The organism is Kitasatospora sp. SUK 42 (assembly GCF_015776785.2).
Lineage (GTDB): Bacteria > Actinomycetota > Actinomycetes > Streptomycetales > Streptomycetaceae > Kitasatospora.
Window position 1 is genome coordinate 771,687 of sequence record NZ_LFMD02000003.1, and the last position, 14,068, is coordinate 785,754.

Annotated in this window: 16 protein-coding genes; 10 read left to right on the plus strand and 6 right to left on the minus strand. The window is 73.4% G+C overall.

The genetic code is table 11. The annotated features are described in order from the left end of the window. Nucleotides 1–135: 135 nt before the first annotated feature. Nucleotides 136–768 (plus strand): MarC family protein, encoded by a 633-nt coding sequence (locus tag RZ50_RS13130; RefSeq protein ID WP_196952567.1) that lies wholly within the window; start codon nt 136–138, stop codon nt 766–768. A 15-nt stretch (nt 769–783) separates the two neighbouring features. Here the strand turns inward: RZ50_RS13130 and RZ50_RS13135 are convergent, their stop codons facing one another. Next, nucleotides 784–1,323: an NADPH-dependent FMN reductase gene (locus RZ50_RS13135; RefSeq protein ID WP_196952568.1), complete on the minus strand. Its 540-nt coding sequence runs from the start codon at nt 1,321–1,323 to the stop codon at nt 784–786. A gap of 51 nt (nt 1,324–1,374) precedes the next feature. After that, the gene (locus RZ50_RS13140) at nt 1,375–1,806 is read right to left on the minus strand and encodes an Lrp/AsnC family transcriptional regulator (protein ID WP_196952569.1); all 432 of its coding nucleotides are present in this window, start codon (nt 1,804–1,806) and stop codon (nt 1,375–1,377) included. A 252-nt stretch (nt 1,807–2,058) separates the two neighbouring features. On the opposite strand from RZ50_RS13140, the gene RZ50_RS13145 reads away from it, so the two are divergent. The 5 genes from RZ50_RS13145 to RZ50_RS13165 all read left to right on the plus strand — a co-directional run bounded on the left by RZ50_RS13145 (nt 2,059) and on the right by RZ50_RS13165 (nt 6,310). After that, on the plus strand, nt 2,059–2,889 hold the full coding sequence (locus tag RZ50_RS13145) for a tryptophan 2,3-dioxygenase (RefSeq protein ID WP_196952570.1): 831 nt from the start codon (nt 2,059–2,061) through the stop codon (nt 2,887–2,889). A gap of 41 nt (nt 2,890–2,930) precedes the next feature. Further along, a complete protein-coding gene (gene kynU / locus RZ50_RS13150; protein ID WP_196952571.1) occupies nt 2,931–4,163 on the plus strand; it encodes a kynureninase in 1,233 nt (410 codons plus the stop codon). A 90-nt stretch (nt 4,164–4,253) separates the two neighbouring features. Continuing rightward, entirely contained in the window at nt 4,254–4,889 is a 636-nt protein-coding gene (locus RZ50_RS13155) for a TetR/AcrR family transcriptional regulator (protein ID WP_196952572.1), read from the plus strand. Further along, nucleotides 4,886–5,650, plus strand: coding sequence for a glucose 1-dehydrogenase (locus RZ50_RS13160; protein WP_196952573.1), 765 nt, complete (start codon nt 4,886–4,888; stop codon nt 5,648–5,650). Before RZ50_RS13155 ends, RZ50_RS13160 begins: the two co-directional genes overlap by 4 nt. Nucleotides 5,651–5,812: 162 nt before the next feature. Then, nucleotides 5,813–6,310 carry a hypothetical protein gene (locus RZ50_RS13165; protein WP_308271619.1) on the plus strand — a complete coding sequence of 166 codons (498 nt, stop codon included), beginning with the start codon at nt 5,813–5,815 and terminating at the stop codon, nt 6,308–6,310. A gap of 73 nt (nt 6,311–6,383) precedes the next feature. Here RZ50_RS13165 and RZ50_RS13170 read toward each other — a convergent pair whose 3' ends face one another. Beyond that, the gene (locus RZ50_RS13170) at nt 6,384–8,060 is read right to left on the minus strand and encodes a choice-of-anchor A family protein (protein WP_196952574.1); all 1,677 of its coding nucleotides are present in this window, start codon (nt 8,058–8,060) and stop codon (nt 6,384–6,386) included. 233 nt (nt 8,061–8,293) lie between these two features. Here RZ50_RS13170 and RZ50_RS13175 point away from each other — a divergent pair, with 233 nt between their 5' ends. The 3 genes from RZ50_RS13175 to RZ50_RS13185 all read left to right on the plus strand — a co-directional run bounded on the left by RZ50_RS13175 (nt 8,294) and on the right by RZ50_RS13185 (nt 10,528). Continuing rightward, nucleotides 8,294–9,001, plus strand: a complete 708-nt coding sequence (locus tag RZ50_RS13175) for a 4'-phosphopantetheinyl transferase superfamily protein (RefSeq protein ID WP_196952575.1) — start codon at nt 8,294–8,296, stop codon at nt 8,999–9,001. Between the two features lie 140 nt (nt 9,002–9,141). Then, nucleotides 9,142–9,624 (plus strand): DUF2269 family protein, encoded by a 483-nt coding sequence (locus tag RZ50_RS13180; RefSeq protein ID WP_196952576.1) that lies wholly within the window; start codon nt 9,142–9,144, stop codon nt 9,622–9,624. Between the two features lie 79 nt (nt 9,625–9,703). After that, a complete protein-coding gene (locus tag RZ50_RS13185; protein ID WP_196952577.1) occupies nt 9,704–10,528 on the plus strand; it encodes a helix-turn-helix domain-containing protein in 825 nt (274 codons plus the stop codon). On the opposite strand, the gene RZ50_RS13190 is transcribed toward RZ50_RS13185, so the two are convergent. Then, a complete protein-coding gene (locus tag RZ50_RS13190) occupies nt 10,525–10,968 on the minus strand; it encodes a hypothetical protein (RefSeq protein ID WP_196952578.1) in 444 nt (147 codons plus the stop codon). The genes RZ50_RS13185 and RZ50_RS13190 overlap by 4 nt on opposite strands. A gap of 118 nt (nt 10,969–11,086) precedes the next feature. Next, nucleotides 11,087–12,076: an Lrp/AsnC family transcriptional regulator gene (locus RZ50_RS13195; RefSeq protein ID WP_196952579.1), complete on the minus strand. Its 990-nt coding sequence runs from the start codon at nt 12,074–12,076 to the stop codon at nt 11,087–11,089. Between the two features lie 120 nt (nt 12,077–12,196). Between RZ50_RS13195 and RZ50_RS13200 the strand changes: the two genes are divergently transcribed. Continuing rightward, nucleotides 12,197–13,060 (plus strand): inositol monophosphatase family protein, encoded by an 864-nt coding sequence (locus tag RZ50_RS13200; RefSeq protein WP_254802473.1) that lies wholly within the window; start codon nt 12,197–12,199, stop codon nt 13,058–13,060. Nucleotides 13,061–13,142: 82 nt separating this feature from the next. Here the strand turns inward: RZ50_RS13200 and RZ50_RS13205 are convergent, their stop codons facing one another. Continuing rightward, nucleotides 13,143–14,000 carry an amidohydrolase family protein gene (locus RZ50_RS13205; protein ID WP_308271620.1) on the minus strand — a complete coding sequence of 286 codons (858 nt, stop codon included), beginning with the start codon at nt 13,998–14,000 and terminating at the stop codon, nt 13,143–13,145. Nucleotides 14,001–14,068 lie beyond the last annotated feature (68 nt).

Sequence of the window (14,068 nt, forward strand, 5' to 3'; positions counted from 1 at the left end):
GTTCGAGTCGGGGCCGCCATCCGGGCGAATTCGCCGCCGGGCCGGAATGAACCGCGCCGCCGGGAGATTCACGCCACGCCCGACCCCGGGGCGTGGCGAACCGGCCGCCCGGGGGCCCGCGGTCATGCTGGGCCCATGTTCGTCTTCAACCTGAGCAGCGCGTTCATCACCTTCTTCGCCGTGGTCGGCCCGCCGAAGACCCTGCTGGCCTTCACCCGGCTGGCCGCCACCCGCAGCAACCGGGAGCTGCGGCGGCTGGCGGCGTGGAGCACGCTCATCTCCGCGTTGATCGGCCTGGTGCTCGGCTTCGGGGCGGACGAGGTCACCACGCTGTTCCACATCAGCGACCAGTCGCTCCGGCTCGCGGGCGGAGCGATCTTCTTCGTCTACGCGGTCGCACTGGTCTTCGGCATCCACCTCGGCACGGACGGCGACGACGACGAACACCTGACGAACCCGCTGGCGGACGGCATCCGCGAACTGCTGCTGCCGTACATCGCCAGCCCGCTCGCCATCACCGCCGTCCTGGTCGCCTCACTCAACCGCGGCGACTGGGGCTGGAAGGCCTCCGTCTCCGGCGCCTACGTGGCCGTCGTGGTGTTCAACTACCTGTGCGTGGCCGTGCTCGCACCGCTGATGCGCCGCACCCACCGCACCTCGCTGGAGGTGCTGTCCCGGCTGCTCGGGCTGCTGCTCGCGGCGGTCGGCGTCGAACTGTTCCTGGAGGGCCTGTCCGGGCTCGGGGTGAACCTGCCGGCCGGGTACTGAGTCGGATCCCGGCGATCAGCCCGCCACCAGCCGGGCCAGCACCCCGCCGATCCGCTCGCGCACCAGCGGGTCGGCGATCAGCCCGTCCGGGCCGACCGCCCCGCGCTCCAGCGGGATCCGGACGCAGGCCTCGTCCAGCACGGCCACGCCGGTGTAGCCGAGGACGGTCCGGAGGGTGGCCTCGGCGCCCTGGCCCCGGCCCGGCGCGGCGCAGTTGATCCAGCCGGTGGGCTTGTCCGAGATCTCCACCCCGCCGACCGTCCAGTCCAGCAGGTTCTTGAAGGAGCCCGGCAGCGTCCCCGCGTACTCGGGGGTGCAGACCAGCAGCGCGTCGGCGGCCTCGATCGCGGCCCGCAGCCCGGCCACCGGCTCCGGCAGCGGGTCGGTGTCGTGGTCCGGGTTGAAGTGCGGCAGCCCGGCCAGCCCGGCGTAGTACGTGGTCCGCAGGCCCGGCGCGGCGGCGGCCACGGCGGCGGCCGTGCGCAGCACGGTCTCGTTGGAGGAGCCGGCCCGCAGGCTCCCGGGCAGCAGCAGGATGTGGCGCTCGTTCGGCATGCCGAGGAAGCTACTCCTTCACGTCCGCGTCAGGGCCAGGCGCCCGGGCCGCTACGGCACCACGGGCCGCCAGGGCACCGGGCTGGAGAGGATCATCGAGCTGGCCGGCGGGCCGTAGCCGCCGAGGCGGTCGCAGAGCGCCTCGAACTCGGCCATCGTGGGCACCGCGACCAGCAGCACGCAGCAGGCCCCGCCGGTGACCCGGTGCAGCTGGAGCACCTCGGGCCAGGTCGCCACCTCGGGATCGCGCAGGACGCAGCGCGGGCCGTAGCACTGCACCTGGACCAGCGCGGTGATCGGCAGTCCGGCCCGGGCGAGGTCGACGTGGGCGTGGTAGCCGCTGATCACCCCGTCGGCCTCCAGGCGGCGGACCCGTTCGGCCACCGCGGGTGCGGACAGGCTCACCCGGCGGGAGAGTTCGTTGTACGAGAGCCGGGCATCGGCCTGGAGCTCGGCCAGCAGACGGCGGTCGACGGCATCCATGACGGCTCCCGGAGCGGTTGGGGACCGTCGGTTTTCCGACGGATTCCGGACGGTTTTCCAGCGGGTTGTCGTTCGTAAAGCAGATCTTCCGAACACCTCGCGAACGACAGCCCCGAGCGCGGTTGCGGTGCTCGTCGACCATTCAAACCGGGGGCGGCACCGCCGCACAATGGGCTCCCCGGTGAAGCCAGGACCTCCGTCCGCTCCACCGGCCCCGGGCGACCAGGCCCGGACGGACCAGGAGGGATCGGGATGGGGCACGACACGGTGGAGACACCCAACCTGTCGTTCGGTCGGGGCGGCCGGCCGGGTCGGGGCACCCCGTACGCGCAGTACGTGCGGCTGGAGGAGCTGCACGGCCTGCAGCACCCGCGCAGCGAGGAGCCGGCCGAGCTGTCGTTCATCGTCACCACGCAGGTGATGGAACTGCTCTTCGGCCTGCTGCGGCACGAGTGGACGATCGCCCGGGAGGCGCTGCGCGAGGACGACCTGCCCGCCGCGCTGGCCGCGCTGCGCCGGGGCACCCACGTGCAGGACGTGCTGGTGGAGTCCTGGGACCTGCTGGCCACCATGACGCCGCAGGAGTTCAACTCCTTCCGCGCGCTGTTCGGCGAGGCCTCCGGCTTCCAGTCCTCGGCCTTCCTCCAGCTGGAGTTCCTGCTGGGCAACAAGAACGCCGCGCTGCTGACGATGTACGACGGGATGCCCGGGACGGTGGCCGAGCTGACCGAGGCGCTGCGCTCCCCCGGCCTGTACGACGAGGCGCTGGCCCTGCTGGCCCGGCGCGGCCTGGCCCCGCACCCGGAGCCCTCGGAGCAGCGCTACCGCCCGTCCGAGGAGGTCGCGGCGGCCTGGCGGCGGGTGTACACCGAGCCGGAGTCCGCCGACCTCCGGCCGCTGGGCGAGGCACTGCTGGACGTCGCGGAGCGGGTCACCCGCTGGCGCCAGCGCCACCTGTCCACGGTGAAGCGGACCATGGGCGCCAAGCCCGGCTCCGGCGGCTCCAGCGGGCTGACCTGGCTGCGCAAGTCGGCCGAACAGGACGTGTTCCCGGAGCTGTGGACGATCCGGGACGTGCTGTGACGGGCACGACCACGGACATGGGGAACCGGAGGAGCGAGGGGATGAGCATGATCACGCGCGAGGAGTGCGCCGCACTGGACGCCGCCGACCCGCTGGCGGCCTTCCGGGAGGAGTTCGCCCTGCCGGACGGCGTGGTCTACCTGGACGGAAACTCGCTGGGCGCGCTGCCGGTGCGCACGCCGGAGCGGGTGCGGCAGGTGGTCGAGCGGGAGTGGGGCCGGGAGCTGATCCGCAGCTGGAACGACGCCGGCTGGTTCGAGCAGCCCTACCGGCTGGGGCGGCGGATCGCGCCGCTGATCGGGGCCGGTCCGGCGGAGGTGGTCGTCTGCGACACCACCTCGGTGAACCTGTTCAAGGTGCTCTCGGCGGCGATCGCGCTGCGCCCGGGCCGGCGCACGGTGCTCGGCGACGCCGAGGCCTTCCCGACCGACCTGTACATCGCCGAGGGCGTGACCGGCCTGGTCGAGGGCGGGCGCAGCCTGCTGATCCGCCCGGAGGAGCTGGACCGGCACCTGGACGGCGACGTCGCCGCGGTGGTCCTGTCGCACGTGGACTACCGCACCGGCGAGCTGCTCGACATGCCCGGGATCACCGCCAGGGTGCAGGCCTCGGGCGCCCTGATGATCTGGGACGTGTGCCACTCGACGGGCGCGCTGCCGGTCGAACTCGGCGCTGCCAACGCGGACTTCGCGATCGGCTGCACCTACAAGTACCTGAACGGCGGCCCCGGCTCGCCGGCCTTCCTGTACGTCGCCGAGCGGCACCTGGCGGCCGGCCCGCGACAGCCGCTGAGCGGCTGGTTCGGGCACGCCCGCCCGTTCGCCTTCGAGCCCGGGTACGACCCGAAGCCGGGCATCGGCCGCTTCCTGACCAGCTCGCCCTCACTGCTCGGCCAGGCCGCGCTCGAAGCCTCGCTGGACATCTGGGAGCGGGCCGACCTGGCGGCCGTACGGGCCAAGAGCCTGGCACTGACCGACCTGTTCATCTCACTGGTCGAGGGCCTGAACGGGGTCGAGGTGGTGACCCCGCGCGAGCACGCCCGACGGGGCAGCCAGGTCGCGGTGCGGCACGCCGACGGGTACCCGGTGGTGCAGGCGCTGATCGCCCGCGGGGTGATCGGGGACTTCCGCGCGCCGGACCTGATGCGCTTCGGCTTCACGCCGCTCTACCTCTCGTACACCGAGGTCTGGGACGCGGCCCGGCAGTTGGCCGAGGTGCTGGCGAGCGGCGAGTGGCGGGAGGAGCGCTTCTCCCGCCGGGGCGAGGTGACGTAACCGGAGGGATCGGGCCCGGAAGGGCCTCAGCCGGAGGGGCCGGGCCCGTCGCCGTTGCCATTAATAATGCACAGTATTAATCTCGGGTGCATGGCAAGGACATCGGCGGGCCACGAGACCCGCGAGAGGCTGCTGCGGGCGGCGGAGGAACTCTTCGCCACCCGGGGCGTGGAAGCCGCCCTGACCAGGGACATCACCCGGCTGGCCGGACAGAGCAACCCGTCCGCCGTGCAGTACCACTTCGGCTCCCGCGAGGGCCTGCTCGACGCGATCATGGCCGGCCGCCAGGAGCGCACCGAGCGGGCCCTCGCGCCGCGCCTGCCCGCACTCGCGGACGCGGACCTGCCCGGACTGCTCGGCGCCCTGGTCGCCGCCGAGGCCACCGAGCTGCGCACCGGGCAGGGCCGGCACTGCCTGCGAATCTCCGCCCAGATCAGCCACAACAGCGGAGTCCGCACCCGGACCCCGCACCCCACCCTGGCGGGCGGCGGCTACTGGCGGCTGATCGAACTGATCGAGGAGCGGATCTCCGGACTGCCGGAGCCGATCCGGCTGGAGCGGATCGACCTGGTCCTCACCCTGATCGGCGCGGCGCTGGCCGACCGGGCGCAGCAGTACCTCACCGGGGCCACCCCCCTGACGGACGAGGAGACCTTCCTCGCCGACCTGACGGCGATGTCCGCCGCCATGCTCTCCGCCCCCACCCCCCGAAGGAACCCGTCATGAACGACCTCACCGGCAAGACCGTCATCATCACCGGCGGCGCGCGCGGCCTCGGCGCCGAGGCCGCCCGGCTCGCCGTCGCGGCCGGCGCCAACGTGGTGATCACCGACGTCCTGGAGGACGACGGCAGGGCCACCGCCGCCGAACTCGGCGAGCGGGCGCGGTTCGTGCGGCACGACGTGACCTCGGAGGAGGACTGGCAGCGCGTGGCGGACTTCGCGGTGACGGAGTTCGGCGGGGTGCACGGCCTGGTCAACAACGCCGGGATCTCCACCGGCACGCTGCTCGCGGACGAGAGCGTCGAGCACTTCCGCAGGGTCCTGGACATCAACCTGACCGGCGTGTTCATCGGCATGAAGACCGTCGTCCCGGCGATGCGGGCGGCCGGCGGCGGCTCGATCGTCAACATCTCCTCGGCGGCCGGACTGATGGGCCTGGCGCTGACCGCGGGCTACGGCGCCTCCAAGTGGGGCGTGCGCGGCCTCAGCAAGATCGGCGCGGTCGAGCTGGGCAACGAGCGGATCCGGGTCAACTCGGTGCACCCGGGCATGACCTACACCCCGATGACCGCCTCGGTCGGCATCCAGCGCGGCGAGGGCAACTACCCCAACACCCCGATGGGCCGGGTCGGCGAGGCGCCCGAGATCGCCACCGCCGTGGTCTACCTGCTCTCCGACGACTCCTCCTACGTCACCGGTGCCGAACTGGCGGTGGACGGTGGCTGGACCACCGGGCCGACCGTCAAGTACGTCATGGGCCAGTGACGCCCCGGCGTACGCGACGCGAACGGCCCGTACGGCAGATGAACGCGTGTGACATGACGGAGTACGCGACGTGACGCAAGTCATGGTCAGGTAAAAGTTCGACCGCCATCACACCAGGGAAGCCTCCACCTTGACTGTCCATCAGACCAAGGGGAGGTTTGCGTGAACATCGATCTCGGCCCGCTCAGGCCCGAACCGTTCGCGCTGGCCCTCGGCCTGGCACTGTTCTTCCTGATGCTGTGGATGCTCGGCGGCCACGTGTTCCCGCGCATCGAGCGAGTGCTGGCCGAGCGGCGCGACGCGACCGAGGGCCGCACCGAACACGCGGAGGCCGTCCGCACCGAGGCCGAGGCCACCAAGGACGCCGGCCTGCGGGAACTCGCCGACGCCCGCCACGAGGCGGCCCGGATCCGGCAGGAGTACGCCGAGCGGGGCGCGGCCGCGATCGCCCTCGCCCGCGCCGAGGGCACCCGGGACCGCGACCGGTTCCTCGCCGCCGGGCACGCCCGGATCACCGCCGACCGGGCCGAGGCGTCCGACCGGCTCCGGCAGGACGTCGGCGAACTGGCCGTCACCCTGGCCGGCCGGGTGGTCGGCGAGCCGGTCCACGCGATCGCCGCCGAACGGCGCACGGTGGACCGCTTCTTCGAAGCCCCCTGAGGGCGAACCCCCTGGCACGGCGAAGGCCGCCCGGTCGGATCGACGCGGGCGGCCTTCGCCGCTACGGGTGCCGTCAGCCGTGGCGGCCGCGACGGCGGGCGGCCAGGACGGCGAGACCACCGAGTCCGAGCAGGCCGGCACCGGCCAGCCCGAAGACCACCGGGGTGTTGCCCGCGCCGGTCGAGGGCAGCTGACCGCCGCCACCAGGGTGGTCGCCACCAGGCTGCCCGGCCGGGTACTCGCTGCCCGGGTTCTCAGTCGGGCGGTCCCCGGTCGGGGCGGGGGCCGCGCTCGACGTGGTCGCGCTCGCGGTCGGGGACGTCGGCGAGGTCGGCGCCGGGGACGTCGGCGCCGGAGAGGTCGGCCCCGGGGAGGTCGGCGTGTTCGTGGGCGTCGGCGTCGGAGAGGTCGGCGTGCCCGTAGGCGTCGGCGTCGGCGAAGTCGGCGTGCCCGTCGGCGTCGGCGTCGGCGAAGTCGGCGTGCCCGTCGGCGTCGGCGTCGGCGAAGTCGGCGTATCCGTCGGCGTCGGCGTCGGAGAGGTCGGCGTATCCGTAGGCGTCGGCGTCGGCGAAGTCGGCGTATCCGTCGGCGTCGGCGTCGACGAAGTCGGCGTACCCGTCGGCGTCGGCGTCGGGCTCGGCGTCGCCTGGCAGTCCGGCAGGTCCCCGTCGAACGGGTAGCTGTGGAGCTCGTAGCCGCCGGAGCCGGTGTGGATCAGGTTGCCCGCGAGGTACACCCGGCCGTTCATGCCGGGCTCGGAGATGGTCGTGGTGCCGGCCGGGTTGCCGGCCAGGACGGACCCCTGGAACTGGGCGCTGCCGAGGATCTGGGCCGAGGTCGCGGTCGGGAAGTTGTACATCAGCTTCGAGCGCATCTCGGTGGTCTGGTCCCCCGCCAGCCCGGTGCCCGTGTAGGTGTTGATGACCGGGCTGTCCCCGAGCATGTTCACCACGACGGTGGCCCCGGCCGGGATGTTGTTGAAGACCAGGCCGATCTGCCCGCCGCTCGGCGAGGCGAGGTTCCGAGTGACGTTGAAGACCTGCTTCATGCTGGTCCCGTCACCGGTGAAGGTCGCCTCGCTGGCGGATATGTCGACGGTGCCGGTCGCGGCGGTCCGCCCGACGCAGGCGGAGACCTCCTCGATCTGGGTCAGCACCTCCCGGTACGGCGCGGCCGCGTTCGAGTCCTGGATCAACTCGCCGGTGGGGTCGATGTTGATGGTGCCGGTGGCGCTGCCCGCGTGGCGCAGGTTGCCGAAGGCCGTGCCGCTGGAGTCGATGCCGCCGATCAGGATCTGGTTGGCGGGCCGCACGTCGACGTTGCCGCCGGTGGTGACGAAGTCGCTGCCGTTCGGCGGGACGACGCGCGAGCCGACGCCCACGACGCCCATGTTGTAGGCGCCGCCGCCGTCCTTGTCGATGGTCAGGTTCCCCAGCGCGACGACCTTGCCCTCGGCCTCGGCCGCGCGGCCGTTCACCGTGTAGTCGCCGCCGGTGAAGACGTTGATCGTGGCGTCCCGCCCGGGGAAGTCGCCGTTGTGCACCGGCGGCCAGGTCGCGGGGCAGTCGGGCCCGGAGCAGGCGCCCAGGGGCGGGGCCAGCGGGGCGGCCGAACCGACCGTCAGCACGGCGGCCAGCGGAACCGCGGTGACGACGGTCGCCGCGGCGATCCGGACGGCCCGGCGACGGCCGGTGGTTCTTCTTCTCGTGGTGGCCGCCCTGTGTCTCGGCGAGCCGGTGGTCTGAGCCATCGACAATTCCTCCGCGCGTGGCAACGGACAGGTCCCGACGACCTGCCAGGTTCTGTGTGATCTGCTGTCGAACACGCAGATCCGGGACATCCAACACTAAATCGGACTTTTACACCCTACAGAGCCTCAGTTCTGATATGGAAATCAGCTGATCGGACCAACGACGGCTCCCCACCCACTCCAAACCCCCGGTCGACGGTCGGGCGACGGCCGAACGGGCTAGGTTGGAGGGCATGACCACCGAGGCCCAGGACCAGAGCGCGCCGCTCGTCGCCGTCGCGTCCGCCGACGACGTGCTGCGGCACCCCGAGGCGGGCGAGCACCTGCTCACCGCACTCGAACAGGAGCGCGCCGCGCGCTTCCGGCAGGAGTCCGGGCGGATCGACTTCACCGCCGGACACGTGCTGGTCCGGCTCTGCGCCGCCCGGCTGCTCGGCGTCCCGGCGGCGGAACTCGTCCTGGCCCAGCGGTGCCCGGACTGCGGGCTCGCCGACCACGGCAAGCCCTACCTGCCGGACCACCCGGGGGTGCACGTGAGCCTGTCCCACACCCGGGGCGTGGTCGCGGCCGGGGCCGGGTACCAGCCGGTCGGCGTGGACGTCGAGCTGTCCGCGCGGGGCGGATCGCTGCGCGCGGTCGCCCGCCGGGTGCTCACCCCCGCCGAGCTCGCCCTGGTCGAGGCGGCCCCCGAGCCGGACCAGGCGTTCCTGCGGCAGTGGGTGCGCAAGGAGTCGCTGATCAAGATCGGCCGAACCACCCTGGACACCCTCGGACAGGTCGACCTCGCCGCCCTGCCGCTGGACGTCCCGCCCGGCGCCCCGCTGCGCAGCCGGTTCGAGGACCTGCACCTGCTCGACTGGACCGACCCGGAGCACGGCGCCGTCGTCGCGGCGGTCAGCACCGCCCCGCCGCGCGTCGTACGGCTGACCACGGCGGGCTGAACCGGGCCGGTCGCGGTGGGGTGAGCGGGCACCCGAGCACGGGGCCTGCGGATAAGCGGTGTTAGCGTGCCTGGTCGTGGGCGCGCCGACGGCGCATGCCCGCCGACCCAGCTGCCCACCGGATCAAAGGGTGCCCCGCCATGGCCAAGTTCCTGCTGAGCCTGCACGTCCTCGCGTCGGTCCTGTTCATAGGCCCGGTCGCGGTGGCCGTCAGCATGTTCCCGCGCCGCGCGAAGGCCGCGCTGGCCGGCGGGCCGGACCAGGCCTCGGACGCGGGTGTGCTGCGCGTCCTGCACCGGATCACCCAGGTCTACGCGCTGCTGGGCGTCGCCGTACCGGTGCTGGGCATCGGACTGGCGCAGGTGATGGACGTGCTCGGGCAGTCCTGGATGATCGCCTCCATGGTGCTCACCGCCATCGCCGCGCTCTCCCTGCTGCTGTTCGTCCTGCCCGGCCAGCAGGCCGCCGTGGACGCGCTCGGCCTCGAAGCCCAGGACGAGCAGCGCACCAAGGCCGTCAACGGCCTGCGGCTGCTGCCGATGACCGCCGGGGTGTTCAACCTGCTGTGGGCCGTGGTCGTGGTGCTGATGATCGTCCGCCCGGGGTCGACCACCGGCGCCTGAGCCGCCTCCCCCTCCCCTCGCTTCCCCTCCTCTCCTCCCCCTCCCGCCGACCGGGTTGGTTCGAGTACCGTCCTTGGCCATGACGATCATGGCGGGCATGGGCAGCCCCACGGGGACCGGCGTCGGCCCGCTGCTGCGCGGCTGGCGGGAGCGACGACAGCTCAGCCAGCTGCAACTGGCACTGCGGGCGGACTCCTCGGCCCGGCACCTCAGCTTCGTCGAGAACGGCCGCGCCCGCCCGAGCCGGGAGCTGCTGCTGCGGCTGGCCGAGCAGCTGAACGTCCCGGTGCGCGAGCGCAACACCCTGCTGCTCGCGGCCGGCTACGCCCCGCAGTACTCCGAGACGCCGCTGGACGACCCGTCGATGGACGCGTTGCGCGGCGGCATCGAGCGGCTGCTCGCCGCCCACGACCCGTACCCGGCGGTGGTCGTCGACGGAGCCTTCCGGGTGCTCGCGACCAACCGCTCGCTGGCCCTGCTGCTGGACGGCGTCGCCCCGCACCTGCTCCAGCCGCCGTTCAACGCGATCCGGGTCACCCTCCACCCGGACGGGCTGGCGCCGCGCATCGTCAACCACCGGCAGTGGCGGCGGCACCTGCTGGAACGGATGGAGCAGCAGCTGGAACTGGTCCGCGCCGAGCCGCTGCGGCAGCTGTACGAGGAGGTCCGCGGCTATCCCGAGCCGGCCGACGACCCGACCGAGGACGCCGCCGAGGGCAACTCCCCGTTCGCGCTGCCGCTGCGGATCCGGCACGACGGGCGGGTGCTCTCCTTCCTGTCCACCATCGCGACCTTCAACACCCCGCTGGACGTGACCGTCTCCGAGCTGGCGATGGAGACCTTCCTGCCGGCCGACGCCGAGACGGTCCGCTTCCTGCAGTCCGTGGTGGGCCCGGAAGGCTAGGGAACCTCGGTCCGGTTGCCGTTCCGGCGCAGGGCGGTGAGCTGCAGGACGGCGAACAGGGCCACCACGGCGGCCTGGGCCGGGATCCAGACGGTGCCCGCCACGGTCGGCTCCGGCCCGACGGTGAGCGCGACCAGGCTGAGCACCGTCCAGACGATGTTGAGGCCGGCCACGGTCAGGACGGCCAACCGGTGCGGGCTCCGGCGAGCGGCCAGCACGCCGACCGCCAGGGCGTAGCCGACGAGGAAGAGTCCGAGGCCCAGCAGGGCGGTGCGGCCGATGCCGAGCAGTTCGCCGAGCGGGCCGGGGAAAACCACATAGGCCAGGCCGTTGCCACCGGTCACGAGGGCGTCCAGGCCGAGGGCGCCGCGCACGCTCCACGGCGACAGTGTGGAGGCGACGGGCGTGCGGGTGCTGGCGTGACGCGTACCGGCGGACATGGCGGATCGGCCTCCTGACGGGGTCGGGGATCCCGGCGGCCGCGGCGCCGACCGGGTGCCTCCACCCTGCCCGGCCGGTCGGCCGGCGTCGATTACCTCGCAGGTAAGGGCCTTCGGCTCACGGCCTGCGCGGCTGCCGGAGCAGCACGCCCGCCCGCTTCACCGCGCGGGCGGTGATCGTGGTCTCGGCGCGGGCGACCCCGAGCGGGCCGAGGGTGTCGGTCAGGAAGCGGTAGAGGCCGTCGTGGTCCGGGCAGAACAGCGTGGCCAGCAGGTTGGTCGGGCCGCTGGTGGCGAACACCCCGTGCACCTGCGGGTGGCGGGCCAGCGCGGCACCGACCTCCGCGAGCCGGCCGGGCGGCACGTCCAGCCAGAGGTTGGCGTCCACGGCCATGCCGAGCAGCCTCGGGTCCACGGTGGCGTGGGTGCGCAGCAGTCCGGCCTCGTCCAGCCGGTGCAGGCGGCGCCGCACCGTCGACTCGGGCGCGCCGACCGCTCCGGCCAGCACGGCGTGGGACTGCCGGGCGTCCTCCTCCAGCCGGTCCAGCAGCGCGCGGTCGAGGCCGTCCAGCGGCGGGGGTGCGGCGCGGCGCGGGACGACGGGCCGGGCGAGCGCGGCGGCCTCCGGCCCGGTCAGGTAGCCGGCCTGCCACTGCCCGGCGTCGGAGAAGGCGTGCAGCACGGCGTGGGTGGTGGTCTCGGTGACGGCTCCGGTCGCGGGCAACTGCCCGTACAGCAGGCGGTCGCGGGCCCCGGTGTCGCTCAGCATGACGGCGCCGACCTCGTGCCCGCCGAGCATCACGTCGACGAAGGGCACGTCGGGGCGATCGGCCATCGCCCGGGCGATGGCGTCCGCCCGGCCGCTCAGCACCCGGACCCGCAGCAGCAGGGCGCCCACGGCGGCGTCCTCGACGTCGGGCATCCGGACCACCCGTAGCACCCCGGCCTCCCGCATCCGGCCGAGACGGCGGGTGACCGTCCGGGCGGAGACGCCCAGCACCTCGGCGATCCGGCCGGGCTCGGCCCGTCCGTCCACCTGCAGCGCGCAGACCAGGCGGCGGTCGAGGGTGTCCAGGACGGTGTCCGGATCGGTCGTCGCAAGATCCATGGTGTCCGATCTCCGTCACTTGGCGATGCTTGTGCGTCCTGTTCGGCAGCGCCGACGGTACTCCTTGTCGTGCGCGGCCGGACGGCGTTCCGGCCCGGGAGCCGAGAGGGAGTCACCGCGATGAGCACGATGAACACGACGGACGTGATGGACGTGATGCACGTGATGGACGTGACGGAGCTGTGGGCGCTGGCGGAGGGGGTGGAGGCCGCGGTGCGCGCGGTCGGCGCGGGGCTGGCGGCCCGGCGTCCGGTCGATCCCGTCCCGGCCCGGACCGCCGAGGAGGCGCTGGCGCGTTTCACCGAGCTGGACGGCCCGGCCGCCGCCGAACTGCGCGAACGACTGACCGCGCTGTACCCGCAGGCCGGGTGGGTACCGGAGGAGCTGGACGGCTCGGTGCCCGCCGAGGGCGAGTGGTGGATGTGCGACGCGACCGACGGCGCGGTGCAGTACCTGCTCGGGCAGCCGCACTGGGCGGTGACGGCGGCACTGGTGCGGGACGGCGCGGCCGTGCTGGCCGTGGTGCACGCCCCGGAGCTGTTCGGCGCGGGCCGCACCTACCGGGCGGTGCTGGGCGGCGGGGCCCGACTGGACGGGCGGCCGATCGCGCCGCCGGAGCGCGAGTTGAGGGCCGCCGTCGCCGCCACCAGCCAACCGCCGCTGGTGGCCTCCGACCCGGTGGCGCTGCGCCGGGCCGGCGAGTCGCTGTCCGCGATGGCGGGCGCGGCCTTGGCGGTGCGCAACCTCGGCCCGACCGCACTACAGGTGGCCCAGGTCGGCTCCGGGCACCTGGCGCTGTTCTGGGAGTACGGCCCGGACGCGGGCAACCTGCTGCCCGGCGCGCTGATCGCGAGCGAGGCGGGCGCGGCGGTGACGGACGCCGCCGGGGCGGCCTGGACGGCCGCCTCCGACAGCTTCCTCGCCGCCGCACCCGGGCTGCACGCGGACGCGGTGGAGGTCCTGCGGGCGGTCAGCCGGGGTTGAACCCGGCTGGGGTTGAAATCAGTTGGGGCTGAACTCAGGTGAGGGTGACGTCAGGTGAGGTTGACGTCAGGTGAGGTTGACGTCAGGTGAGGTTGAACAAGGCCGCCGCGTTGTCGTGACAGACCGCCCGCAGCCACTCCTCCCCCAGCCCCAGCCCGGCCAGCGCCTCCAGCTGGTGGACGTACCGGTAGGGGATGTTGGGGAAGTCGCTGCCGAGCAGCACCCGCTCCCGCAGCCCGCGCAGCCGCGGCAGCTCCTCGCGCGGGAACGGCGCGTCGGCCTCGGCGAAGTCGGTGAACGCCATGGTGGTGTCCAGCCGGACGGCCGGGTGGCGCTCGGCCAGGTCGAGGAAGTCTCCGTACTCGGACATGCCGAGGTGGGCGACCACCAGGACCAGGCCGGGGTGCCGCTTGAGCACCTCGCCGATCGGGCCGGGACCGGTGAACTCGCCCGGCACCGGCCCGGATCCGCAGTGGGTGACGACCGGGGTGCCGGTCTCGGCGAGCAACCCCCAGACCTCGTCCAGTGCCCGGTCCGTCGGGTCGTAGCCGCCGACCTGGAGGTGCGCCTTGAACACCCGGGCGCCGTCCTCGACCGCCCGCGCCACGTAACCGGCCGCGCCGGGCTCGGGGAAGAAGGTCGCGGTGTGCAGGCAGTCCGGGGTGCGGGCGGCGAAGTCGGCGGCCCAGGCGTTCAGCCAGGCGGCCATGCCGGGCTTGTGCGGGTAGAGCATCGAGGTGAACGCGCGGACGCCGAACTCCCGCAGCCGCCGCACGCGTTGCTCCTCGGCCTCCCGGTAGGTGATCGGCCAGGGGCGGTTCACCAGCGGGCCGGCCGCGTCGAAGTACGCCCACACCTTGTCGAGGACGTTCTGCGGCATGAAGTGGGTGTGCACGTCGATCAGCCCCGGCAGGCCCAGGGCCTGCCAGAAGCTCCTCACGTCCGCCGTCTCCTGAGCGTTTTGAGCGTCCGGGGTGTCTTGGGCGTCTTGAACATCCTGGGCGTCCT